This window comes from Streptomyces sp. NPDC001914 (assembly GCF_042891215.1).
In the GTDB taxonomy this organism is placed as follows: Bacteria; Actinomycetota; Actinomycetes; order Streptomycetales; family Streptomycetaceae; genus Streptomyces.
In genome coordinates, this window is the sequence record NZ_JBIASW010000002.1 from 820,176 (window position 1) to 844,502 (window position 24,327).

Genomic DNA, 24,327 nt, shown 5'->3' on the forward strand with positions numbered 1-24,327 from the left:
GCGAGGGAGAGGGTGTCAGGGGGCGCGGGCCGGCCCGGGGCTGCACTGCCTCCCAGGGACTCTTCGAGGGACCGGCAGGCGGGTAACGCAAGAAACTGGCAGGCGGGAATCGTGAGGATCTTCGGCAAGGGACGACACCGGCCCTCCGCCTCATGGCGGCAGGCCACCGACCGTGCGTTCACGCTGATCGGCGACGGCCGGTACGAGGACGCGGGGGCGCTGCTGACGCGTGCCGCGGACCTGGAGCCCTGGCTGTCCGAGTCCTGGTTCAACCTGGCCCTGCTGCACAAGTTCCGGCACGACTGGGAGCAGGCGCGGGCGGCGGGTCTGCGGGCCGTGGCGCTGCTCGACCGGGAGACCGGCGCACCCGACTGGTGGAACGTGGGGATCGCGGCCACCGCCCTTCAGGACTGGCCGCTGGCGCGGCGTTCCTGGCAGGCGTACGGGCTGCGGGTGCCCGGCGGCGCGGCCGTCTCCGGCGAGCCCGTGGGCATGGACCTCGGCAGCGCGGCCGTGCGGCTGTCGCCCGAGGGCGAGGCCGAGGTGGTGTGGGGGCGCCGGCTGGACCCGGCCCGTGTAGAGGTGCTGTCGATCCCGCTGCCGTCCTCCGGACGCCGCTGGGGCGAGGTCGTGCTGCACGACGGCGTTCCGCACGGCGAGCGGACCACCGCCGCGGGGCACGCCTACCCGGTCTTCGACGAGATCGAGCTGTGGGCCCCTTCACCGGTGCCGACCTGGGTCGTCCTCCTCGAGGCGGCCACCGAGGAGGACCGGGACGCGCTGGAGCGGCTCGCCGCCGACGCCGGCTTTGCCGCCGAGGACTGGTCCTCGTCGGTACGGCTGCTGTGCCGGATGTGCTCCGAGTCCCGGATGCCGTCCGACGAGGGCGACGAGGAACACCTCGACCCGCACGACCACAGCGAGCCCGGTCACCCGGGTCCGCTCGGCCATCGCACCGACGGACAGCTCTGGGTGCCCGAGCGGGAGTGCGGCCTCGCCGCACCGGCCTCGCTGGTGCGCGGCCTGCTCGACGGCTGGGTCGCCGACAGCCCGGACTCCCGCGACTGGCGGGATCTGGAAGAGGTCTGCTGAACGCACCTTTAGGCTGTAGTCGCAGGAAACCCCAAGGTCTGAGGAAGGCGTACGTCGTCATGGCGCAGCAGGACACCGATCAGCAGCACGTGGGCGTGCTCCCCGTGGACGACGACGGCTACGTCATCGACACCGAGGACGCCGAGGAGCGCGAGACCGCCTACCGCGAGCGCGGCACCTCGCGCCCGATCACGGTGGTCGGGAACCCGGTGCTGCACAAGGAGTGCAAGGACGTCACCGAGTTCGGGGACGAGCTGGACCAGCTGGTCGCCGACATGTTCGCGAGCCAGCGCACCGCCGAGGGTGTGGGCCTGGCGGCCAATCAGATCGGCGTCGACCTGAAGGTCTTCGTCTACGACTGCCAGGACGACCAGGGCGTGCGGCACGTCGGCGTGGTCTGCAACCCGAGGCCGGTCGAGCTGCCCGCCGACCGCCGGCAGCTCGACGAGAGCAATGAGGGCTGCCTGTCGGTGCCGACGGCCTACGCGCCGCTCGCCCGTCCGGACTACGCCGAGGTCACCGGGCAGGACGAGAAGGGCAACCCGGTCCGGGTGCGGGGCACGGGGTACTTCGCGCGCTGCCTCCAGCACGAGACGGACCACCTGTACGGCTACCTGTACATCGACCGTCTCTCCAAGCGCGACCGCAAGGACGCGCTGCGGCAGATGGCCGAGAACGAGCCGCGCTACGCGACCGTCGCGAACGACTGAGCCCCGGCTCGCCAGGCGCCCCGCGCCGCTGTGACATAAATTGACCGGCGTGACGCGCGGTCTCTAGTGGTTCCACTCGAACGGTGTCTGGACAGGTGATCCTCCTGACCAGGCACCGTTCGCATGTACGTCGCATGTTCGATCCCTTGTGCTCCTGGAGTGATCCAGATTCAGTCACACAAGGGGAGAATCTCGGCATGGTCGCGTAGTCAGTGGGCCAAATCCGTTCCCAGAACGGTCAGTTGTGGTGCTGAATGGGAAGTGCGGGGATACGCAACGGCGCGCGCCCGGCACAGCGGGAGGGGCGTGACGTCAACAAGCGGCTGAGAGGGGTTTGTTCGTGCGTGCTTTCTCATACGGCTCTCCATCGACAGCGCTCGCGGTGCCACCGGCGCTCTATCTCCCGGTGATCGAGTCCGAGTTTCCCCGTCAACTGCACCCGTATTGGCCGAGGCTCCAGGAGAACACCAGGACCTGGCTGCTCGAAAAACGGCTGATGCCCGCGGACAAGGTCGAGGAGTACGCCGACGGCTTGTGCTACACGGACCTCATGGCGGGCTACTACATAGGCGCCCCCGACGAGGTCATGCAGGCGATAGCGGACTACAGCGCGTGGTTCTTCGTCTGGGACGACCGGCACGACCGCGATGTCGTCCACGGCCGGGCGGGCGCCTGGCGGAAGCTCAGGATCCGGCTTCACGCGGCCCTCGACGCACCCAGGGAGCATGTGCACCACCAGGATCCCCTGGTGGCGGGGTTCGCGGACAGCATGGTGCGGCTGTACTCGTTCCTCGACGAGAACTGGAACAAGCGGTTCGCACGTCACTTCCACGAGGTGATCGACGCGTACGACCGGGAGTTCCGGAACCGGACCTCCGGAACCGTTCCCACGGTTCCGGAATACCTGGAACTCCGCCGGCTCACTTTCGCGCACCACATCTGGACCGACCTACTGGAACCGAGCGCGGGCCGCGAACTGCCGGCCGAGGTGCGGCGTCATCCGGCATTTCGCCGGGCGGCCCTGCTCAGTCAGGAATTCGCCGCCTGGTACAACGACCTCTGCTCTCTCCCCAAAGAAATAGCGGGCGACGAGGTCCACAATCTCGGAATCAGTCTCATTCACCATCAGGGGCTGACGCTGGAAGAAGCCGTCGTCGAACTGAGGCGGCGGATCGAGGAATGCGTACGGCAATTCCTCGTCGCCGAGAAGGACGTCTCGCGGCTCGCCGAATTACTCGACGACGGCACGGTCCGGGGAAAAGAGACGAGCATCACCGTCAGGGCGTGCCTCGGAAACATGCGGAACTGGTTCAGCTCCGTGTACTGGTTCCACCACGAGTCGGGCCGGTACATGGTCGACAACTGGGACGACCGCTCCACACCCCCGTACGTCAACAATGAAGCGGCAGGTGAGAAATGACCGTCGATGCGGTACGACCCGAGACACCCGAGGCGCGGGAGCTCTCCGTCCCGCCCCTCGCCGGCGGAGGGGTGCCCGTTCTCGGGCACGGCTGGAAACTGGTCCGCGACCCGCTGGGCTTCCTCGCCGGGCTGCGCGACCACGGCGACGTCGTCCGGCTCAGGATGGGACCCAAGACGGTGTACGCCGTCACCACCCCCGCGCTCACCGGCGCCCTGGCGCTCAGTCCCGACTACGAGATCGGCGGCCCCCTGTGGGAGTCGCTCGAAGGACTGCTGGGCAGACAGGGTGTCGCCACGGCCAACGGGGCGCAGCACCGGCGCCAGCGCCGGACCATCCAGCCCGCGTTCCGGGCCGACATCGTCCCCGAGTACGGCCCGATCATGGAGGAGGAGTCGAAGGCGTTCGCGGAGCGCTGGGAGAGCGGCGCGGCGGTCGACTGCACCTCCGAGTCGTTCCGCGTCGCGGTCCGTGTGGCCGCCCGCTGTCTGCTGCGCGGACGGTTCATGGACGAGCGCGCCGAGCGGCTGAGCGTCGCGCTCGCCACCGTGTTCCGCGGTATGTACCGCCGCATGGTGATACCCGCGGGACCGCTCTACCGGCTCCCGCTTCCCTCGATACGCGCATTCGACCGCGCATTGGCCGATCTGCACGCGCTTGTCGACGAGATCATCGACGAGCGGCGGGCATCTGGTCAAAAGCCGGACGATTTGCTGACGGCATTGCTGGAAGCGAAGAACGACGACGGCGACCCCATAGACGAACAGGAGATCCACGACCAAGTCGTCGCGATACTGACTCCCGGCAGTGAAACCATCGCATCCACGATCATGTGGTTGCTCCAGGTGTTGACGGAACATCCGGAACAGGCGGACAAAGTGGCCGCAGAGGTCCGATCCGTCGCGGGAGACCGCCCCGTGGGATTCGCTGACGTCCGGAAGCTGTCGCACACGAACAATGTCGTCGTCGAGGCGATGCGTTTACGGCCCGCCGTATGGATATTGACGCGGCGCGCGGTGGCCGAAACCGAGCTGGGCGGCTATCGGATTCCGGCCGGTGCCGACATCGTCTACAGCCCGTACGCGATCCAGCGCGACCCCCGGTCGTACCAGGAGCATCTGGATTTCGATCCCGACCGCTGGCTTCCGGAACGTTCCGCGGACATCCCGAAGTACGCGATGCGCCCCTTCAGTGTGGGCAACCGCAAGTGCCCGAGCGACCATTTCTCGATGGCCCTGCTCTCCCTGATCACCGCGACCGTGGCGTCCCGGTGGCGCTTCGAGCCTGTGTCCGCCTCCAGCGACACGACCCGCGTCGGCATCACCCTGCGCCCCCACGACCTGCGGCTGAGGGCCAGGCCGCGCTAGAGGTCTCCGTACGCTCCGCCCCGGCCGGCGGGTGACCGGCCCCGCACGTCCATCGGCGCACGTCCAGGCCGCCCTCGGGCTCCTGGACGTGCGCCGCGGTCGTCAGGCCTTCGGCACGACCACGGTGACCGTCCACTCCTGAAGGCCCTTGCAGGACATCCGCGCCGGATCGCTCGGGCACATCGGGCGGGACGAGGTCAGCGTGACCGTTCCCGCCGAGACCGCCCGGTAGGCGGCCGAGGCGTCACCGGGCTGAAGGACGATCCCGCCGTTGGTGGCCGCCAGGGCGCCGCCCTCGCTCTTGACGGGTTTCCAGGGCCGGCTGGTGGTGCCGTCCAGCAGGACCCGGATCGTGTCGCCGGGGGCCAGGCAGTACGTGTGGCCCGTGTCGGCGGCGCCGAGCTGTGCCTGGACCGCCGGGCAGTCCGGGCCGGACGGCGTGGAGGACGGGGGCGAGGAACGGGACGGAACCGGGGACGAGGTCGGGGAGGACGGCGGGGTCGGGGACGGGGACGGGGGTGAGGACGAGGTCGGGGACACGGTGCCGCCGGCGCCCGTGTCGTCTCCGCCCTGCGTTCCGCAGCCCGCGAGCAGCAGGGCCAGGGCGGCGAGGGCGATGGTCCGGGTGTGAGTCGTTCGACGCATGGGGTGGCCTCCTCGGGGGTTGGACGTGCCACCGGTGGATCAGGATCCCTCCCCGGGCACGGCAGGGCCCCGGCCGCCTCGGCGACCGGGGCCCGCTCGGTCCGGCCACCGGGGCGGCCGGACCTCGTGGCGCTGATCAGCTGGTCGTGACGGCGGTGTCGTCCACGACGAAGCTGGTCTGGAGCGAGGAGTCCTCGACGCCGCTGAACTTCAGCGTGACGGTCGAGCCGGCGAAGGAGGACAGGTCGAAGCTCTTCTGGGTGTACCCGGAGGCCTTGTTGAGGTTGGAGTAGGTCGCGAGCGTGGTCGAGCCCGCGGTGACGGTGAGCTTGTCGTAGGCCGTGCTCGTGCTGGTCTCGGCCGTGTCGACGTGCAGGTAGAAGGTGAACGTGGCCTTGCAGCCGAACGGGACGGTCACCGACTGGGACAGCGTGTCGGTGTGGGTCGAGCCGTATCCGTCGAGCCATGCGTCGTAGGAGCCGGAGTGCGTGGCCTCGCTCGTGTCATTGGTGATGACGCCGCTGGTCTCGCTCCACACGGTGGCGCCCGACTCGAAGCCCTGGTTGCCGAGCAGCTGCGCCGAGGTGCAGGTGCCGCCGCCGGAGGTGCTGACGGTCCAGGTGAAGGAGGCCGAGCCGGAGGCGCCGGTGGCGTCCTTCGCCGTGACGGTGACCGCGTACGTGCCCGCGGCGCTCGCGGTGCCGGAGACCAGACCGGTCGAGCCGTTGATCGTGAGGCCGGTCGGCAGCCCGGTCGCGCTGTAGGTGAGGCTCGCGCCCGCGCTGTCGCTCGCCGCTATCTGCAGGCTCACCGAGCCCCCGGTGGCCGTGGACTGGCTTCCGGGGTTGGTGACGGTCACGGTGTTGCCGGTGCTGGTGCCGGAGGTGAAGGCGGCCGTGCCGTCGGGGGTGCCCCAGCCGGTCGGGCCGTCGTAGCCGGTGGTCGCGGTGCAGAAGTACGACGGGGAGCAGGAGCCGTTGCTGCCGCTCGTCACGTCGTACAGGTTCGAGGTGTGGGAGTAGGGGTACTTCGCCGGGTAGTCGGCGGAGCCCGGGGTGCCGGCCAGCGCGTACACGCCCGCGATGATGGGTGCGGAGGCGCTGGTGCCGCCGTAGACCGCCCAGCCGGAGCCGCCGTAGGTGTCGTAGACCGCCACGCCCGTGGCCGGGTCGGCGACCGCGGAGACGTCGGACTCCATGCGCTTGGCGCAGCCGGTGTCGGTCTGCCAGGAGGGCTTGGCGTCGTAGGCGGAGCAGCCGGAGCCGGTGCCCTCGGTGCTGCTGGTCTTCCAGACCGACTCGCTCCAGCCGCGGCTGCTGGAGGAGGTGCTCAGCGCGGTGCCGCCGACGGCGGTCACGTACTGGGAGGTCGCCGGGTACTCGGCGCCGTAGGCCTCGTCACCGGAGGAGACGGTGATCGCGACGCCCGGGTGCTTGAAGTACGCGGTGTCCTCGCCGGTCTGCGAGGAGGACTCGGAGCCGCCCCAGCTGTTGGAGACGAACTTCGCGCCGAGCGCGACCGCCTCGTTCTCCGCGGCGCCGAGGTCGGAGTCGTTCGCGGAGTTCGCCTCGACGAGGATGATGTTGCAGTTGGGGCAGACGGCGCTGACCATGTCGATGTCGAGCGCCTCCTCACCCGCCCAGCCGGTGTCGTTCGAGGGCAGTGAGGTCGTCGAACCGGTCTGGCCGACCTGCTTGAAGCAGCCGTTGGCCTTGGTGCAGGACGACAGGCCGAACTGCGAGCGGTAGGTGGCGAGGTCGGCGGCCGCGTTGGGGTCGTTGTAGGCGTCGACCACGGCGACCGTCATGCCGGAGCCGCCCGTCGAGGGCAGGTTGTAGGCGCTGTGCAGGTTGGCCGGGCTGAGGCCGGACACCGCGGCGGCGGCGTCGGGGGAGACCTGGGCCGCGAGCTTCTGCGCGATGTCGGTGCGGCGCTGGGCGAAACACGACATCTCGCCGGGCCGTGACGCCTCGGCGCACAGGTGCTTGGTCGCGACCTTCTGGCCGGCCCTGCCGGTCGCGTGGACCGTCTGTCGGGCGGGGTCGGTGAGGGCCCCGGAGTTCTGGGTGACCCGGGAGACGTGGGGGACCGGCACGGGCCGGGCGTTCGCGGGAGGGGCCGCGGCGAACCCGGCGACGCCGAGGGCCAGGGCGGGGAGGGCGGCGGTGAGCAGTCTTCGCAGGCTCCGGGCGGGTCTGCCCGAGGGGGTGGGGCGCTGGGAACGCATGGGGGTGTCGCCTCCGTCGGTTCTGGGCCGGTGCCGCTCGGGCCCGGGTGGGGCCGTTCGTGGCGCCATGGCCGGAAGTGGGGTTCTCGGCGCTCTGAAACGGCAGCCGGTGACGCGCGTAGCGCGAACGTGGGAGAGACGCGTCATGGGCATGCCAATTCAGTCGTCCCGGTGTGCCGCGGTGCGCGGTGTGGCGGGACGGCCAGAACGTAACCGGGGGGAACGACGTGCGAACAGGCGTGCCGGAAGAACTTTGCCGCTCCATGGACGGGGATTGGCACGGCGATTGGAGGCGCGCGGGCAGTACGTGACGAAAGCCGGGCCGCAACGGGCGGCCCGGCTCTCACCAGTGACGAACGGTCAGAAAGACCTGACCGCTCAGAAGTCCTCGTCGAAGTCGACGGTGCCCTCCACCGCGACCTGGTACGCGGACGGGCGGCGCTCGAAGAAGTTGGTCAGCTCCTGGACACCCTGGAGCTCCATGAAGGAGAACGGGTTCTCGGAGCCGTACACCGGCGCGAAGCCCAGCCGCTGGAGGCGCTGGTCCGCCACGCACTCCAGGTACTGCCGCATCGAGTCGGTGTTCATGCCCGGCAGGCCTTCGCCGCACAGGTCACGGCCGAACTGCAGCTCCGCCTCGACGGCCTCGCGCAGCATGTCCGTCACCTGCTCCTGGAGCAGGTCGTCGAACAGCTCCGGCTCCTCCTTGCGGACGGTGTCGACCACCTCGAAGGCGAAGCTCATGTGCATCGTCTCGTCGCGGAACACCCAGTTGGTGCCGGTCGCCAGGCCGTGCAGCAGACCCCGGCTGCGGAACCAGTAGACGTACGCGAAGGCCCCGTAGAAGAAGAGTCCCTCGATGCACGCGGCGAAGCAGATCAGGTTCAGCAGGAAGCGCCGGCGGTCCGCCTTGGTCTCCAGCCGGTCCAGCTTCTCCACCGAGTCCATCCACTTGAAGCAGAACTGCGCCTTCTCGCGGATGGAGGGGATGTTCTCGACCGCGTCGAAGGCCGCCGCGCGGTCGTCCGGGTCGGGCAGGTAGGTGTCGAGCAGCGTCAGATAGAACTGGACGTGCACGGCCTCCTCGAAGAGCTGACGGCTCAAGTAGAGCCGCGCCTCGGGGGAGTTGATGTGCTTGTACAGCGTCAGCACCAGGTTGTTCGCCACGATCGAGTCGCCCGTCGCGAAGAACGCGACCAGCCGGCCGATCATGTGCTGCTCACCCGGCGTCAGCTTCGCGAGGTCGGCGACGTCCGAGTGGAGGTCGACCTCCTCGACGGTCCAGGTGTTCTTGATCGCGTCCCGGTAGCGCTCGTAGAAGTCCGGGTAGCGCATGGGACGCAGGGTGAGTTCGAATCCCGGGTCCAGGAGGTTCTTCTCGGACACAGCCTTCTCGGTGTTCGTGTCGCTCATTACTGGCATGCCTCGCAGGACTCGGGGTTCTCCAGGGAGCAGGCGACGGCGTCGGGGTCGGCCGCCTGCTGGACGGGGATGGTGGTCTCGGGCCGCGCCTGGGCCTGGGCCGCGCGGGCGATGCGCGTCGCCGGGCGCGAACGCAGGTAGTACGTCGTCTTCAGCCCCGCCTTCCAGGCGTACGCGTACATCGAGGAGAGCTTGCCGATGGTCGGCGTCTCCAGGAACAGGTTCAGCGACTGCGCCTGGTCCAGGAACGGGGTGCGGGCGGCGGCCATGTCGATCAGTCCGCGCTGCGGGATCTCCCACGCCGTGCGGTACAGGTCGCGCACGTCCTGCGGGACCCAGGTGAAGCCCTGGACCGAGCCGTTGGACTCGCGCAGCGCCTCACGGGTCTGCGCGTCCCACACGCCGAGCTCCTTCAGCTCGGCCACCAGGTAGGAGTTGACCTGAAGGAACTCGCCGGAGAGCGTCTCGCGCTTGAACAGGTTCGACACCTGCGGCTCGATGCACTCGTACACGCCCGCGATGGAGGCGATGGTGGCGGTGGGCGCGATCGCGAGGAGCAGCGAGTTGCGCATGCCGACCGCGGCGATCCGCTCACGCAGGGCCGCCCAGCGCTCCGGCCAGTTCAGCTCGACGTCGAAGTGGTCCGGGTGCAGGACGCCCCGGGCGGTACGGGTCTTCTCCCAGGCCGGGAGGGGCCCGTTGCGCTCGGCGAGGTCCGCGGAGGCCTCGTACGAGGCGAGCATGATCCGCTCGGCGATACGGGTGGACAGCGCGCGGGCCTCGGGCGAGTCGAACGGGATCCGCAGCTTGAAGAAGACGTCCTGCAGACCCATCGCGCCGAGACCGACCGGACGCCACTTGGCGTTCGAGCGGCCCGCCTGCTCGGTCGGGTAGAAGTTGATGTCCACCACGCGGTCGAGGAAGGTCACCGCGGTGCGCACGGTCGCATCGAGCCGCTCCCAGTCGATGTCCCCGCCGGTCACGAACGCGCCCAGGTTGACCGAACCCAGGTTGCAGACCGCCGTCTCCCCGTCGTCCGTGACCTCCAGGATCTCGGTGCACAGGTTCGAGGAGTGGACCGTGTGGCCCGGCTCCGCCGTCTGGTTGGCGGTGCGGTTGGCGGCGTCCTTGAAGGTCATCCAGCCGTTGCCGGTCTGCGCCAGGGTGCGCATCATGCGGCCGTACAGGTCGCGCGCCGGGATGGTCTTCCTGGCGAGGCCCGCCTCCTCCGCCTTGCGGTAGGCCGCGTCGAACTCGTCGCCCCACAGGTCGACCAGCTCCGGCACGTCGGCGGGGGAGAACAGCGACCAGACGGCGTCCTCGTTCACCCGGCGCATGAACTCGTCCGGGATCCAGTGCGCGAGGTTCAGGTTGTGCGTACGCCGGGCGTCCTCACCGGTGTTGTCGCGCAGCTCCAGGAACTCCTCGATGTCGGAGTGCCAGGTCTCCAGGTAGACCGCCGCCGCGCCCTTGCGCCGGCCGCCCTGGTTCACCGCGGCGACCGAGGCGTCGAGGGTCTTCAGGAACGGGACGATGCCGTTGGAGTGCCCGTTGGTGCCGCGGATCAGCGAACCGCGGCTGCGGATACGGGAGTACGACAGGCCGATGCCGCCGGCGTGCTTCGACAGCCGGGCCACCTGGTGGTAGCGGTCGTAGATGGAGTCCAGCTCGTCCAGCGGGGAGTCGAGGAGATAGCAGGACGACATCTGGGGGTGCCGCGTACCGGAGTTGAAGAGCGTGGGGGAGGAGGGCAGGTAGTCGAGGCGGCTCATGAGCCGGTAGAGCGCGGCGACCTCCTCCACGGAGCGGACGGTGTCGTCCTCCGCGAGACCTGAGGCCACCCGCAGCATGAAGTGCTGGGGCGTCTCGACGACCTTGCGGGTGATCGGGTGCCGGAGCAGATAGCGGCTGTGCAGCGTGCGCAGCCCGAAGTAGCCGAACCGGTCGTCGCCCTCGGCATCGATCAGCGCGTCGAGGCGGGCCGTGTGCAGCCGCACGAACGCGGCCGTACGGTCGGCGATCAGACCCTCGCGGTGGCCGACGGCGACCGACTCGGAGAAGGTGCTCACGCCCTGCGAGGCGGCCTCGGCGGCGATCGTGATCGCGAGCAGCCGGGCGGCCAGCCGGGAGTAGGCGGGGTCCTCGGAGATGAGACCCGCGGCCGCCTCGGTGGCCAGTTCGCGCAGCTCGGCCTCGTCGGCGCGGGCGGACCGGCCGCGCAGCGCCGCGGCGGCGACCCGGCCGGGGTCGGCGTCGGGGAGGTCGGCGGTCAGATCCGTCAGGGTCCGCAGCAGCGCGGTCCCGGGACCGTCGGTCTCCACCGGGGCCTGCTGCGCGGTCACTGAAGCCGGATCGGCTGGCGCGATGGTCACGTGGGCTCTCCTCGCTCGGCACGGGGCCTTGCGGGCGGGCACGGGGCACACGGGAGCGCTTTCGGGCAGCAGCGCACCGCGTCCACCGGCCCATTCCGCGAGGCCCGGACGTCGTCGGCACCCGGGCCGGACGGCCGGGGCGCGCTGTCGGCAGGTCCTCGGACTGACGCGAGTACGGGCACACGCAGACGCGAACACGCACAAGTACACCGTTGCGGGACAGTTCCGGATTCGCACCGGATTCCCCTGCGGCGACAGCGACCATGAGCATACATCTTGTGCCGGGCTTCGGGACTGCCCCCACATGTTGTGTCCGCTCGGTGTCCGAGAGCGCTACGGAGCGTGCCGGAGCGTCAACTCGTAAGTGAGCAGCCGGATGTCGTCGAGCTCCGGGAGGGGGTTCCAGTCGCGGTCCGGGGTGCGCGTGAAGCCGAGGCGTTCGTAGAGGCGGTGGGCGCCGTGCATGGTGCGCTGGGTGGACAGGACGAGGCGCGCGCAGCCCTCCACGGCCCGTGCCCGCCCGACACAGGCACGTACCAGGGCCTCGCCCGCTCCCCGGCCGCGGGCCTCCCGCGCGACCGCGAGCATCCGGATCTCCGCCTCCCCGGCCCGCGCGAAGTCGGCCATGGGACCGGCGTCCGCCACGAAGGTCACGCTGCCGAGCACCCGGTCCCCCTCGGCGGCGACCAGTACCTCGGCGACGGCCGCGCGTCCCGCGACGTCCCGCAGCCGTCCCAGGTACGCGTCGCTCTCCCCGAAGTCGAGCAGCCCGTCCCCGAGATAGGCCTGGGCCGCGATCTCGCCGACGACGGGGTACTCCTCGGGCCGGGCCGGCCGGATGACGATGTCCATGCGGGCGAGTGTGCCCGACCGGCAGGACGAAGGGCCGCCGGTTTTCCTCAAACCGGCAGGGCGAAGAGCTGCCGCTCTCCTCCGGCCGGTACGGCGAAGGGCTGCGGGTTCGCCTCCGGCCGGTACGGACGGGCCGCGGGTTTTCATCCGGCCGGTACGGCGAAGGGCCGCGCGTCTTCCTCCGGCCGGTACGGCGAAGGGCTGCGGGTTCTCATCCGGACGGTACGGCGAAGGGCCGCCGGCTTCTCATCCGGCCGGTACGGCGAAGGGCCGCCGGCTTCTCCTCCGGCGGCCCTTCGTCGTGCGCTCGTGTCTCCTGGTGGCTCGTCCCTAGTGGCTCGCCTCCGCCGCGGCCGGCGGGAGCTCGGTCTCGACGCCCGGATCACCCGCGTCGGCCGTGTAGTCGCCGGGCGAGGTCTCGTCCACGCCCTCCGGGGCCTTGAGCGCCCTGAGGACGAAGGTCAGGACGACGGTCACGGCCACGTTCAGGACGAACGCCGTCAGACCGATGTACCCGATCTCCCCGATGCCGGGGATCTCCTTCGCGCTGCCGCCGAAGTGCTTCTGCGTCGGGGAGGCCACCCCGTAGGCGGCGATCGTGCCGTAGAGCATGCCGACCGCCCAGCCGCCCAGCAGCGCCCAGCGGTGGAACCAGCGGGTGAACAGCCCGCCGACCAGCGAGGGGAAGGTCTGCAGGATCCAGATGCCGCCCAGCAGCTGGAAGTTGATCGCGACGGTCTTGTCCATGGTCAGGACGAAGGCCAGGGCGCCCACCTTCACCAGCAGCGAGACCAGCTTGGAGACCCGGGTCTCCTGGCGCGGGGTCGCGGCCGGGTTGATGAAGTCCTTGTAGATGTTGCGGGTGAAGAGGTTCGCCGCCGCGATCGACATGATGGCCGCCGGGACGAGCGCGCCGATGCCGATGGCGGCGAAGGCGACGCCCGCGAACCAGGCGGGGAACATGTTCTCGAAGAGCTGGGGGATGGCGAGCTGGCCGTTGGTGACCTTCACGCCCGCCGCGATCGCCATGAACCCGAGCAGGGCGAGCAGACCCAGCATCAGCGAGTACAGCGGCAGGATCGTGGTGTTGCGGCGGATCACCTCCCGGCTGCGGCCGGACAGCGTCGCGGTGACCGAGTGCGGGTACATGAACAGGGCCAGCGCCGAGCCGAGCGCGAGGGTGGCGTACGTCCACTGGCCGGCCTCGGCGGGGACGACCCCGCCGGCGCCCGCGGCCGTGTACTTGTCGCTCGCCGCCTTGAAGATCTCGTCGAAGCCGCCCAGCTTGATCGGGATGTAGATGATCGCCACCGCGATCACGATGTAGATCAGGGTGTCCTTCACGAACGCGATCAGCGCGGGGGCTCGCAGACCCGAGGAGTAGGTGTACGCGGCCAGCACACCGAAGGCGATGAGCAGCGGCAGGTCCTTGACGAACCAGTTGGTGCTGTCGCCGCCGCCCACGCCCATCACGTCCAGGACGGCCTGGATGCCGACGAGTTGGAGCGCGATGTAGGGCATGGTGGCGAGGATGCCGGTGACGGCCACGGCGAGGGACAGGCCCTTGGAGCCGAAGCGGCCGCGCACGAAGTCCGAGGTCGTCACATAGCCGTGCCGGTGGGAGACCGACCACAGGCGGGGCAGGAAGGTGAAGATCAGCGGATAGACCAGGATCGTGTACGGCACCGCGAAGAAGCCGGCCGCGCCCGCCGCGTAGATCGCCGCCGGCACGGCGACGAAGGTGTACGCGGTGTAGAGGTCGCCGCCGAGCAGGAACCAGGTCACCCAGGTGCCGAAGGACCGTCCGCCCAGGCCCCATTCGTCGAGGGTGTGCTCGTCGGCGGCCCTGCGCCAGCGCGCGGCCAGGAATCCCATGACCGTGACGGCCAGGAAGAAGAAGATGAAGACGCCGAGAGCGACGCCGTTCACACCGTCCTTCATGCCTCCGCACCCCCCTTCGCGGAGGTGCGGGCCCGCTGGTCACGCCGCCACAACTGGTAGGCGATCACCGTCAGCAGGGTGGAGAGGGGTACCCACAGCAGTTGGTACCAGTAGAAGAACGGGATGCCGATGAACGCCGGGTCGGTCTTCGTGTAGGAGCCGACCCACAGCATCGCCACGAAGGGCGCGAGCAGACAGAGGGCGATCACCACACGAACCGGTGTCACCACGGGTGGTTTCACTTCGGGCAGGTCTGACATCGGGCGACTCCGTCCCCTCATCGATCACCTGTGTAACGCGCAGGCAATCTAGGGGACGGTCCGGCTTTAGGGAACACCGCAGCACGGACGGTGTGTGGAGGGTTGGTGTCGGGCACGGGGGGTGTGTCCCCGTGCCCGTGGAACGCTCCCCGCCGCTCAGTCCTGCGGGCGCTTGAGGCGGGCGACGAACTTGTACCGGTCTCCCCGGTACACCGAGCGCACCCATTCCACCGGCTCGCCCTGCCGGTCGAGCGAGTGACGGGAGAGCATCAGCATGGGCAGGCCCACGTCGGTGCCGAGCAGTCCGGCCTCGCGCGGGGTGGCCAGCGAGGTCTCGATGGTCTCCTCGGCCTCCGCGAGGTGGACGTCGTACACCTCCGCCAGCGCGGTGTAGAGGGAGGTGTACTTGACCAGCGACCTGCGCAGGGCGGGGAAACGCTTGGCCGAGAGATGGGTCGTCTCGATGGCCATGGGCTCGCCGCTCGCGAGGCGCAGCCGCTCGATGCGCAGCACCCGGCCGCCGGCGGAGATGTCGAGGAGGCCCGCGAGGGCGTCGTCCGCCGTGATGTAGCCGATGTCCAGGAGCTGCGAGGTCGGTTCGAGCCCCTGGGCGCGCATGTCCTCGGTGTACGAGGTCAGTTGGAGCGCCTGGGAGACCTTCGGCTTGGCGACGAACGTGCCCTTGCCCTGGATGCGTTCGAGGCGCCCTTCGACGACCAGCTCCTGAAGGGCCTGCCGCACCGTGGTGCGCGATGTGTCGAACTCGGCGGCGAGGGTGCGCTCCGGCGGTACCGGCGTACCGGGCGGCAGTGTCTCCGTCATGTCGAGCAGGTGCTTCTTGAGGCGGTAGTACTTGGGCACGCGCGCGGTACGGATGGGTGCCCCACCCTCGTTCTCCGCACTGCTGACGTCGGTGCTCATGCTCTGCCTTTCCGGCTCCGGATGCCGAAGCGACCGCCATGTCGTCGGCCACGGCTCACATCGTGGCACGGCTTGTTGTGCAGGTGTTCCCCGCACGCTCCGTGATCCCCTCTATATACCGTCGGCGTACCTGTTGGTCTAGTCCATCACGGGCCGGCGGTGCCGCCGAACTCGGCGCGGACCGGCCGGAAACGGTTCCTTCGCAGGCCGTGGGCGGGTCCGTCATTTGTGCCGCTTGGCTACTTAAAGGTCCTTGCATATGTAGGTCCCATAACGGCCGACTGGACGGGCTTACACACCCTTGACACCCCCCTAGGTCTAGGCCAAGCTCCCGGTACTGGTCTACACCATTGGTCCAGTCCCGGCCCCACGGGCGGTACACGGCGTTTGTCACCGCGGGGGAGCAGGGGGGTTTGTGGCATCCCTGAGGAGGGTGGCGTGAAGCGCAAGCTGATAGCCGCGATCGGTATCGCGGGCATGATGTTCTCCGTCGCGGCCTGTGGCAACGACGACAAGTCCGGGGGGTCGGACAAGGGCGCGGACGCCAAGGAGCTGACGGTCTGGCTCACGGTCGACGCGCAGAACAACTGGCCCGAGCTGGTCAAGCAGGCCGACGCGGCCATCGTGGCGAAGCACCCCGGCATCAAGATCAAGCACGAGTACTACGGCTGGCCGGACAAGAACACCAAGCTCGACGCGGTCCTCGCCACCGACAAGGCGCCGGACGTGGTCGAGATGGGCAACACCGAGATGCTCGGCTACATGGTCAAGGGCGCCTTCGCTCCCCTCGACGCGTCGAAGTTCGACAACTCGTCCGCCTGGCTCGACGGACTCAAGGAGTCCGTGACCTACGACGGCAAGACCTACGGCGTGCCGTACTACGCCGGTGGCCGCGTCGGCAACTGGCGCAAGGACATCGCCGCTTCGGCCGGCGTGAAGTCCACGCCGAAGACGTACGCGGAGCTCACCTCCGACCTGGACAAGATCCAGAAGAAGCAGGGCGCCAAGTTCAGCGCCTGGTACCAGCCCACCCGCGACTGGTACGCGGCCATGTCCTTCGTCTACGACGCCGGCGGCTCCATCGCGAAGGAGGAGGGCGGCACCTGGAAGGCCAACCTCTCCTCGCCCGAGTCGGTCAAGGGACTCAACGAGTTCAAGACGATCGTCGACAAGTACATGCACGGCGACAAGACCAAGGACGAGTCCGACCGTTACATCGTCTACGGCCAGGGCAAGTCGGGCATGATCTTCGGTGCCGCCTGGGAGGGCGCGACCGCCGAGGACCCGAAGAGCGACAAGACCGGCAAGCTCAAGGGCAACCTCGAGAACTTCGTGATGCCCGGCCCGTCCGGCAAGAACCTCCCGGTCTTCCTGGGCGGCTCCGACCTGGCCGTCCCGGTGAAGTCGAAGGCGCAGACCGTCGCCGCCGAGTGGATCAACGCGTTCACCGGCGCCAAGGGCCAGAAGCTCCTGATGGGCAAGGGCAACCTGCCCAACAACAAGACCGACCTGGTCAGCCTGCAGAGCGACCCGAAGACGGCCGTCCCGGCCACCGCGGCCGAGTCCAGCTGGTTCGTCCCGATGGCGCCGGGCTGGGGCCAGGTCGAGAAGGCCCAGGTCCTGCAGACCATGCTGCAGAACATCGGCACCGGCAAGAAGTCCGTCGAGGACGCCGCGAAGGAAGCGGACGCCGCGATCGACAAGGTCATCAACACCAAGTGACCTGAGAGCAGGGCCCCGTCGGTCCTCCTTCACGGAGGGGCGGGGCCCTGCCTCCCGTACGGCCCGGCCCGGGGCGCGCCCCGCACGCCCGGCCGTACGGGCCTTCGCTTTCGTACGACCTGAGGGACCGCTGAGGAGCGCGCGATGAGTGCCGCAGACACGACCACCCCTGCCAAGGTGCCGCCACCGCGGCAGGCACCACCACCGGCCGTCGCGAAGGCGCCACGCCCCCGGCGGACCGCGGGTGCGGCGGCCGCCCCCTGGGCCCTGCTCGCCCCGTGCCTGCTGATCCTCGCGCTCGTCCTCGGCTATCCGCTGGTGCGCCTGGTCACGCTCTCCTTCCAGAAGTTCGGGCAGTCCCAGCTCTGGGGCTTCCAGCCGGCCGAGTCGGTCGGCCTCGACAACTTCACGAAGGTGCTCTCGGACGACGAGTTCTGGCAGGTGGTCGTCCGGACCGTCCTCTTCGCCGGCGGGGCCGTCGTCTTCACGATGGTCATCGGCATGCTGATCGCGCTGCTCCTGCAGCGCGTCTCCGGCTGGGTGAAGACCCTGATCAACATCGCGCTGGTGGCGAGCTGGGGCATGCCCATCATCGTGGCCACCACGGTCTTCAAGTGGCTCTTCGACTCCGACTACGGCGTCTTCAACGCACTGCTCAGCAAGCTGCCCGGCGTCGACATGGTCGGCCACAACTGGTTCGCCAGCGGATGGCAGGGCCTGAGCGTGATCATGCTCCTGGTCGTCTGGGGCGCGGTGCCCTTCGTGGTCATCACGCTCAGCGCGGGACTCACCCAGGTCCCCGCCGAGCTGGAGGAGGCCGCACGGCTCGACGGCGCGGGTTCCTGGGGCGTCTTCCGCCATGTCACGCTCCCGATCCTCAAGCCGGTCATCGTGATGCTGACGACCCTCTCCGTCATCTGGGACATGGGCGTCTTCCCGCAGGTCTTCGTCATGCGCGGCGGCCACCCGGAGGCGGAGTTCCAGCTCCTCACCACGTACTCGTACGACCGTGCCTTCGTCGTCAACGACTACGCCCAGGGGTCGGCGATCGCCGTGCTCACCGTGCTGCTGCTCCTCGGCGTGGTCGCCGTCTACATGCGTCAGATGCTCCAGATCGGAGAGGTCGAATGAGTGCCGTCGCCACGTCCGGGCGTAGGTCCGCCACGGGGCGGAAGTCCTCCGGGCCCCGCAAGTCCAAGCTCGGCTGGAACCTGATCGGCCTGCTCGTCTTCCTCACGGCGGGCTTCCCCGTCTACTGGATGCTCAACACGGCGATCAAGCCGGCCAAGGACGCGATCGACCCCGACCCCAGCCTGTTCCCGACCGGGTTCACGCTCGACAACTTCCGCCGCGCGCTCGACATCGCCGACTTCTGGGGCCCGGTGGGCCGCAGCCTGATCGTCTCCCTCGCGGTGGTCGTGATCGGCATCGTGGTCGGGATGCTGGCCGCGCTGGCCATCTCCCGCTTCGCCTTTCGCGGCCGCAAGGTCGTGATCGTGGGCATCCTCGCGGTGCAGATGATCCCGCTCGTCGCCATGATCATCCCGGTCTTCCTGCTGCTGAACGACCTGGACCAGTACGACAAGCTCTCCGGTCTGATCATCACGTACCTGACCTTCATCCTCCCCTTCACGGTGTGGACGCTGCGCGGCTTCATCGTCAACATCCCGAAGGAGCTGGAGGAGGCGGCGATGGTCGACGGATGCAGCCGCACGGGCGCCTTCATCCGCGTGGTCTTCCCGCTGCTGGCCCCCGGCATGGTCGCGACGTCCGTCTACGCCTTCATCCAGGCGTGGAACGAATACCTCTACGCCCTGATGCTGCTGAGCCAGCAGAACCAGACGGCCACCGTCTGGCTGGGCAACTTCACCACCAAGCACGGCACCGAGTACGCCCCGATGATGGCCGGAGCCACCATGATGGCCGTGCCGATCGTCGTCCTGTTCCTCCTCGTCCAGCGCAAGATGGCCGCGGGTCTGACCGCGGGCGCCGTGAAGGGATAACGCCACCCGATGACGACATTCGCCAGCGGTACAGACACCCTGACGCGCGACGCCCTGACCGTGCTCCAGCCCGGTTTCACCGGGACCACGGCTCCGGACTGGCTGCTGCGCCGCCTCGGTGAGGGCCTCGCCTCCGTCGGCCTGTTCGGCCGCAACATCGCCTCGCCCGATCAACTGGCGGCACTGACCGCCCAGTTGCGTGCCGAACGTGACGACGTCCTGGTCGCCATCGACGAGGAGGGCGGTGACGTCACCCGTCTGGAGGTGCGCACCGGGTCGTCCTTCCCCGGCAACCACGCGCTGGGCGCCGTCGACGACGTGGCGCTCACCGAGGAGGTCGCCCGCGAGCTCGGCCGCCGGCTGGCCGCGTGCGGGGTGAACCTCAACTGGGCGCCGTCCGCCGACGTGAACTCCAACCCCGCCAACCCGGTGATCGGCGTACGGTCCTTCGGTGCCGACACCGGACTGGTGGCCCGGCACACGGCCGCCTACGTCACCGGCCTCCAGGAAGCCGGCGTCGCCGCCTGCACCAAGCACTTCCCGGGCCACGGGGACACCGCGGTGGACTCCCACCACGCCCTGCCGCGCATCGACGCGGACCTCTCCGTCCTCCACTCCCGCGAACTCGTCCCGTTCCGGGCCGCCATCGCCGCGGGCAGCCGGGCCGTGATGAGCGCGCACATCCTCGTCCCGGCCCTGGACCCGGACCGCCCGGCCACCCTCTCCCGCCGCATCCTCACGGGCCTGCTGCGCGAGGAGCTCGGCTACGACGGGCTCATCGTCACCGACGGCATGGAGATGCAGGCCATCGCGGCGACCTACGGCATCGAGCGGGGCAGCGTGCTCGCGATCGCGGCCGGCGCCGACGCCATCTGCGTCGGCGGGGGACTGGCGGACGACGACACCGTGCGCCGGCTGCGCGACGCCCTCGTCTCCGCCGTCCGGGACGGCGAGCTTCCCGAGGAACGCCTCGCGGACGCGGCGAACCGGGTACGGGCGCTGGCCGAGTGGACGGCCTCGGCAGCCGCGGCACGCACGGCCTCCCCGGCCGTCCCGGGCCCGGCGGTCCTCTCGTCCACGAATGGCTTGAACGGCTCGAACGGCTCGAACATCTCGGGCGGTACGGGTGGTGCGAGCGGTGCGGCCGGCGTGAACGGTACAGGCGGTACGGGTGTCACCGGCGGTGCGAACGGTACGGGCAGTGAGGCCGGTACGGGCAGCGCGGGCGGCTCCGACGGCGCGGACGGTTCCGAGGGCACCGACGGCGTTCCGGCCGGCCCGGTCGCCGAGGTGGGCCTGGTCGCCGCCCGGCGCGCGCTGACCGTGACCCGCTCCGCGTCGTACACCCCGCTCACCGAGGCCCCCTTCGTCGCCGCGCTCACCCCGGTCGCGAACATCGCCGTCGGCGACGAGACCCCCTGGGGCGTGGCGGCGGAGCTGGCACGGCTGCTTCCCGGCACCGAGACCGCCGGATTCACCGGCGAGGACGCGGGCTCCGCGGCGCTCGCGGCCGCCGCCGGGCGGCCCCTCGTCGCGGTGGTCCGCGACGAACACCGTCACCCCTGGATGGCGGCCGCCCTCGACACGCTGCTCGCGTCCCGCCCCGACACCGTCGTGGTCGAGATGGGCGTCCCCCAGTCGGCGCCCCGCGGAGCCCTGCACATCGCCACCCACGGCGCCGCGCGGGTGTGCGGCCAGGCCGCCGCGGAGGTCATCGCGGGCGCCTAGGGCGGTCCGCGGCGTCGGATCCGCCCGGCGGACCGGCCCACGGGCCACCACGCACCGGTGCCGGGCACTCCCACGGGGGGAGTGCCCGGCACCGGTGCGTGTCCGCGGGCCCGGCGCTCGCGCCGGGCCCCGCCTGTCAGATCCCCTGCCACTCCGGCTTGGCGGCGAACGTCTGACGGAAGTAGTCCCCGAGCTTCAGCTTGGAGGCGGCGGCGTCGTCGACGACCACCGTGGCGTGCGGGTGCAACTGCAGCGCGGAGGCCGGGCAGACGGCCGCGACCGGCCCCTCGACCGTCGCCGCCACCGCGTCCGCCTTGCCCTCGCCGGTCGCGAGCAGCACCAGGTGCCGTGCCTCCAGGATCGTGCCGATGCCCTGGGTGATGACGTGGTGCGGCACCTGTTCGATGTCGCCGTCGAAGAACCGGGCGTTGTCGACCCGGGTCTGCTCGGTCAGCGTCTTGATGCGGGTCCGCGAGGCGAGCGAGGAGCACGGTTCGTTGAACCCGATGTGCCCGTCCGTGCCGATGCCCAGCAACTGGAGGTCGACCCCGCCGGCGGCCGCCAGCGCCCTGTCGTACGCCTCGCACGCGGCCTGGACGTCCTGCGCCGTGCCGTCGGGGCCCATGAAGGCGTCCATGCCGATGCCCAGCGGCTCCAGGACCTCGCGGCGCAGCACGGAGCGGTAGGACTCGGGGTGCTCGGCCGGCAGCCCCACGTACTCGTCGAGCTGGGCGATGCGCGCGCGCGAGGCGTCCACGGCACCGGAACCCACCTCGGCCGCGAGCGCCGCGTAGATGGGCAGCGGCGTCGAGCCGGTGGCCACGCCGAGCAGCGCGTCGGGCTTGCGCCTGAGCAGTTCCGCCATGGCCGTGGCGATCAGCTCGCCGCCCGCCTTGGCGTCCGGGACGATGACAACTTCCACGCTGGGCCTGCCGATCTGGAGAGGGGACTCAGGAACGCGTCGAATCCGAAGGGGGACACATGTGGTATAGACCAATCTATCAGAGCGTCACCCTCCCGTCGCCCCGGCGATCGGCCCGTACCGAGGACCGAAGCGGGATAGCCTGAGGGGAGTTCCTGGTGTTGGATGAGCGGACGGTGAACAACAACCGTAGATCCAGGGGGTGTGGACGCGGCTCGGACACGACCGCCGACGCATGGACGCGGAACCATGGTCTAGTCCACAATGCTCTGAGAAACTGAACAAGCCTCCGTCTTCCCCGCACAGGAAGACGGACCGAGGAACCGGCGCTCTCTGCCCTGACTGCACCGGCTCCTCTCTTCGGCCGACCGGGACCGCACACCCCACGGCCGTTGTTGCTCCGGGCTGCGGTGCCGGGAGGGTTGAGGGTCCCTCCCAGGCGCCGCGGCCCGCGGGTGTCTCCGGGGGCCGTGCGGCCCCCCTGGAGCCCCGGACGCGCGGCCGATTTCGGGACCTGTCGGATCCTCCGGGTACGCTCGCACACGTGCCCTCCATGAACGACCTCGTACGCCAGCACACAGCCCTCGACGACTCCGATCTCGAGTGGCTGCATCTGCTGGTCTCGGAGTGGCAGCTGCTCTCCGACCTCTCCTTCGCCGACCTCGTCCTGTGGGTCCCCACACGCGACGGCACCCGCTACGTCTCGGTCGCCCAGATGCGCCCCAACACGGGGCCCACCTCGTACCAGGACGACATGGTCGGCCATCTGGTCCCGCGCGGCCGCCGCCCCCTGCTGGACGCGGCGCTCGACGAGGGCCGGATCGTGCGCGAGGGCGATCCCGAATGGCGCGAGGAGGTGCCCGTCCGGGTCGAGTCCATCCCCGTACGACGTGACGGCCGCGTCCTCGGTGTCATCGCGCGCAACACCAACCTGCTCACCGTGCGCACCCCGAGCCGCCTCGAACTGACCTATCTGCAGAGCGCCTCCGACCTCGCCCAGATGATCGCGGCGGGCACCTTCCCGTTCCCCGACCAGCAGGTCGACATGGACGCCTCGCCCCGGGTCGGCGACGGGCTGATCCGTCTGGACGCGGACGGCATCGTCCAGTACGCCTCGCCGAACGCGCTCTCGGCGTACCACCGCATCGGTCTCGCCTCCGACCTGGTGGGGCACAACCTCGGCACCACGACCGCCGAACTGGCCCCGTCCCGGGGCCCGGTGGACGAGGCGCTGTCGAAGGTCGCCAGCGGCTGGGCGCCCCGCGAGTTCGAGATCGAGAGCGCCGACGGGGTGATCCAGCTCCGGGCGATCCCGCTCAAGCCCAAGGGCACCCGCGTCGGTTCCCTGGTCCTGCTCCGCGATGTCACCGAACTGCGCCGCCGCGAGCGCGAATTGATCACCAAGGACGCCACCATCCGGGAGATCCACCACCGGGTGAAGAACAACCTTCAGACGGTGGCGGCCCTGCTGCGGCTGCAGGCGCGGCGCATCGACTCGGACCGGGGCCGGGAGGCCCTGGAGGAGGCCGTGCGCCGGGTCGGCTCGATCGCGATCGTGCACGAGACGCTCTCCCAGAACCTGGACGAGCGGGTGGAGTTCGACGAGATCGCCGACCGGGTGCTCGCCATGGTCGCCGAGATCTCGCCCGGCAAGGTCACCGGCCGGCGCACCGGACGCTTCGGCATCCTGGACGCCGAGGTCGCGACCCCGCTCTCCATGGTGCTCACCGAGGTCCTGCAGAACGCGCTGGAGCACGGCTTCCGCGAGGGCGACCGGGGCACCGTCGAGGTCTCCGCGGTGCGCGGCGGCACCTCGAGGGAGGCCCGGCTGCTGGTCACCGTGCAGGACGACGGGGTCGGACTGCCGGAGGGCTTCGACCCGCACCGCTCGGGCAACCTCGGCCTCCAGATCGTACGGACGCTGGTGGAGGGCGAGTTGGGCGGCAGCTTCGACATGGTGCCCGCCCCGGAGCGCGGCACCCAGGTGCTCCTGGACATCCCGGTCGTCGTGCCCAAGTGACCCGGCGGCACCCGCCCCGCGTACGGGCCGCACGCATGGCCCGTACGCGGGGCGGGTCGGTGTTCCCGGGTGTGCGTCACTCACAGTGACCGGTTCCGGGCGCGAACAGCAATGAGCCCCGGACCACCAGGTGGTCCGGGGCTGAAAGCTCGTTGCATCAAGCGCATCGGGGTACTGCGCGCTGCGGCTCGGGGGCGGGAGTTGCGTACTCGCTGTACGCGCCGCCAAGCTCAGGCTCGTGCGGGGTGGAACGTCAGGCGGTGGCCTGACGAGCTCGGTTGCGGGCGGCACGGCGCTTCATTGCGCGGCGCTCGTCCTCGCTGAGGCCACCCCAGACGCCGGAGTCCTGGCCGGACTCGAGCGCCCACTGCAGGCACTGCTCCATGACGGGGCAGCGGCGGCAGACGGCCTTGGCTTCCTCGATCTGCAGCAGCGCAGGACCGGTGTTGCCGATGGGGAAGAAGAGCTCGGGGTCTTCCTCGCGGCAAACGGCGTTGTGACGCCAGTCCATGGCTGCTACCTCTCCTTGGTATTACATGCACGTTGCTTGTGAATGTGAACGCTTTCACGAATCCCTCAACAAGTGAAGGGCCGACAACCAGACGGACTGGTGTGGTCCTAAGAATTGAGGAGGGGTTCCGGTGCTCTGTGGGGCCGATGTTGTGGGCCGTCCCGAGCGCCACGTAGAGACTCGCAAACCTCA

At 69.9% G+C, this 24,327-nt stretch carries 19 protein-coding genes and 1 riboswitch; of the genes, 9 read left to right on the forward strand and 10 right to left on the reverse strand.

Annotation, left to right across the window (positions count from 1 at the left end):
• Window positions 1-111 precede the first annotated feature (111 nt).
• The 4 genes from ACFYYF_RS08670 to ACFYYF_RS08685 all read left to right on the forward strand — a co-directional run bounded on the left by ACFYYF_RS08670 (window position 112) and on the right by ACFYYF_RS08685 (window position 4,589).
• Complete coding sequence (locus tag ACFYYF_RS08670; RefSeq protein ID WP_361690151.1) at window positions 112-1,092, forward strand: hypothetical protein; 981 nt, start codon at window positions 112-114, stop codon at window positions 1,090-1,092.
• A 59-nt stretch (window positions 1,093-1,151) separates the two neighbouring features.
• Window positions 1,152-1,802 carry a peptide deformylase gene (gene def / locus ACFYYF_RS08675; protein ID WP_388772732.1) on the forward strand — a complete coding sequence of 217 codons (651 nt, stop codon included), beginning with the start codon at window positions 1,152-1,154 and terminating at the stop codon, window positions 1,800-1,802.
• A gap of 340 nt (window positions 1,803-2,142) precedes the next feature.
• Window positions 2,143-3,222 (forward strand): epi-isozizaene synthase, encoded by a 1,080-nt coding sequence (gene cyc1 / locus ACFYYF_RS08680; RefSeq protein WP_388772734.1) that lies wholly within the window; start codon window positions 2,143-2,145, stop codon window positions 3,220-3,222.
• Window positions 3,219-4,589 (forward strand): cytochrome P450, encoded by a 1,371-nt coding sequence (locus ACFYYF_RS08685; protein ID WP_388772736.1) that lies wholly within the window; start codon window positions 3,219-3,221, stop codon window positions 4,587-4,589. Before cyc1 ends, ACFYYF_RS08685 begins: the two co-directional genes overlap by 4 nt.
• Window positions 4,590-4,691: 102 nt before the next feature.
• On the opposite strand, the gene ACFYYF_RS08690 is transcribed toward ACFYYF_RS08685, so the two are convergent.
• The 8 genes from ACFYYF_RS08690 to ACFYYF_RS08725 form a co-directional block, all read right to left on the reverse strand.
• Window positions 4,692-5,234 (reverse strand): hypothetical protein, encoded by a 543-nt coding sequence (locus tag ACFYYF_RS08690; protein WP_388772739.1) that lies wholly within the window; start codon window positions 5,232-5,234, stop codon window positions 4,692-4,694.
• Window positions 5,235-5,370: 136 nt separating this feature from the next.
• A complete protein-coding gene (locus ACFYYF_RS08695; RefSeq protein ID WP_388772741.1) occupies window positions 5,371-7,461 on the reverse strand; it encodes a putative Ig domain-containing protein in 2,091 nt (696 codons plus the stop codon).
• Window positions 7,462-7,839: 378 nt separating this feature from the next.
• Entirely contained in the window at window positions 7,840-8,874 is a 1,035-nt protein-coding gene (locus ACFYYF_RS08700) for a ribonucleotide-diphosphate reductase subunit beta (RefSeq protein WP_388772743.1), read from the reverse strand.
• On the reverse strand, window positions 8,874-11,255 hold the full coding sequence (locus ACFYYF_RS08705) for a ribonucleoside-diphosphate reductase subunit alpha (protein WP_388772746.1): 2,382 nt from the start codon (window positions 11,253-11,255) through the stop codon (window positions 8,874-8,876). The genes ACFYYF_RS08700 and ACFYYF_RS08705 overlap by 1 nt, the downstream gene beginning before the upstream one ends.
• A 131-nt stretch (window positions 11,256-11,386) precedes the next feature.
• Window positions 11,387-11,536, reverse strand: a riboswitch (cobalamin riboswitch).
• Window positions 11,537-11,588: 52 nt separating this feature from the next.
• Window positions 11,589-12,107 carry a GNAT family N-acetyltransferase gene (locus ACFYYF_RS08710; RefSeq protein WP_361690125.1) on the reverse strand — a complete coding sequence of 173 codons (519 nt, stop codon included), beginning with the start codon at window positions 12,105-12,107 and terminating at the stop codon, window positions 11,589-11,591.
• Window positions 12,108-12,437: 330 nt separating this feature from the next.
• The gene (gene mctP / locus ACFYYF_RS08715) at window positions 12,438-14,048 is read right to left on the reverse strand and encodes a monocarboxylate uptake permease MctP (protein ID WP_388772748.1); all 1,611 of its coding nucleotides are present in this window, start codon (window positions 14,046-14,048) and stop codon (window positions 12,438-12,440) included.
• Window positions 14,045-14,308: a DUF3311 domain-containing protein gene (locus ACFYYF_RS08720; protein ID WP_361690119.1), complete on the reverse strand. Its 264-nt coding sequence runs from the start codon at window positions 14,306-14,308 to the stop codon at window positions 14,045-14,047. Before ACFYYF_RS08720 ends, mctP begins: the two co-directional genes overlap by 4 nt.
• A 156-nt stretch (window positions 14,309-14,464) precedes the next feature.
• On the reverse strand, window positions 14,465-15,229 hold the full coding sequence (locus tag ACFYYF_RS08725) for a GntR family transcriptional regulator (protein WP_103554145.1): 765 nt from the start codon (window positions 15,227-15,229) through the stop codon (window positions 14,465-14,467).
• A gap of 438 nt (window positions 15,230-15,667) precedes the next feature.
• On the opposite strand from ACFYYF_RS08725, the gene ACFYYF_RS08730 reads away from it, so the two are divergent.
• The 4 genes from ACFYYF_RS08730 (at window position 15,668) to ACFYYF_RS08745 (ending at window position 20,682) form a co-directional block, all read left to right on the forward strand.
• Window positions 15,668-16,951: an extracellular solute-binding protein gene (locus ACFYYF_RS08730; protein WP_388772751.1), complete on the forward strand. Its 1,284-nt coding sequence runs from the start codon at window positions 15,668-15,670 to the stop codon at window positions 16,949-16,951.
• A gap of 144 nt (window positions 16,952-17,095) precedes the next feature.
• The gene (locus ACFYYF_RS08735; RefSeq protein ID WP_361690112.1) at window positions 17,096-18,082 is read left to right on the forward strand and encodes a sugar ABC transporter permease; all 987 of its coding nucleotides are present in this window, start codon (window positions 17,096-17,098) and stop codon (window positions 18,080-18,082) included.
• On the forward strand, window positions 18,079-18,954 hold the full coding sequence (locus ACFYYF_RS08740; protein WP_361690109.1) for a carbohydrate ABC transporter permease: 876 nt from the start codon (window positions 18,079-18,081) through the stop codon (window positions 18,952-18,954). The genes ACFYYF_RS08735 and ACFYYF_RS08740 overlap by 4 nt, the downstream gene beginning before the upstream one ends.
• 9 nt (window positions 18,955-18,963) lie before the next feature.
• Window positions 18,964-20,682 (forward strand): glycoside hydrolase family 3 protein, encoded by a 1,719-nt coding sequence (locus ACFYYF_RS08745; protein ID WP_388772755.1) that lies wholly within the window; start codon window positions 18,964-18,966, stop codon window positions 20,680-20,682.
• A gap of 136 nt (window positions 20,683-20,818) precedes the next feature.
• On the opposite strand, the gene nagB is transcribed toward ACFYYF_RS08745, so the two are convergent.
• Window positions 20,819-21,604, reverse strand: coding sequence for a glucosamine-6-phosphate deaminase (nagB, locus tag ACFYYF_RS08750; protein WP_388772758.1), 786 nt, complete (start codon window positions 21,602-21,604; stop codon window positions 20,819-20,821).
• A 553-nt stretch (window positions 21,605-22,157) separates the two neighbouring features.
• On the opposite strand from nagB, the gene ACFYYF_RS08755 reads away from it, so the two are divergent.
• Complete coding sequence (locus ACFYYF_RS08755) at window positions 22,158-23,624, forward strand: PAS domain-containing sensor histidine kinase (protein WP_361694593.1); 1,467 nt, start codon at window positions 22,158-22,160, stop codon at window positions 23,622-23,624.
• A 253-nt stretch (window positions 23,625-23,877) separates the two neighbouring features.
• On the opposite strand, the gene ACFYYF_RS08760 is transcribed toward ACFYYF_RS08755, so the two are convergent.
• Window positions 23,878-24,135, reverse strand: a complete 258-nt coding sequence (locus ACFYYF_RS08760; RefSeq protein WP_006380970.1) for a WhiB family transcriptional regulator — start codon at window positions 24,133-24,135, stop codon at window positions 23,878-23,880.
• Between the last annotated feature and the right edge of the window lie 192 nt (window positions 24,136-24,327).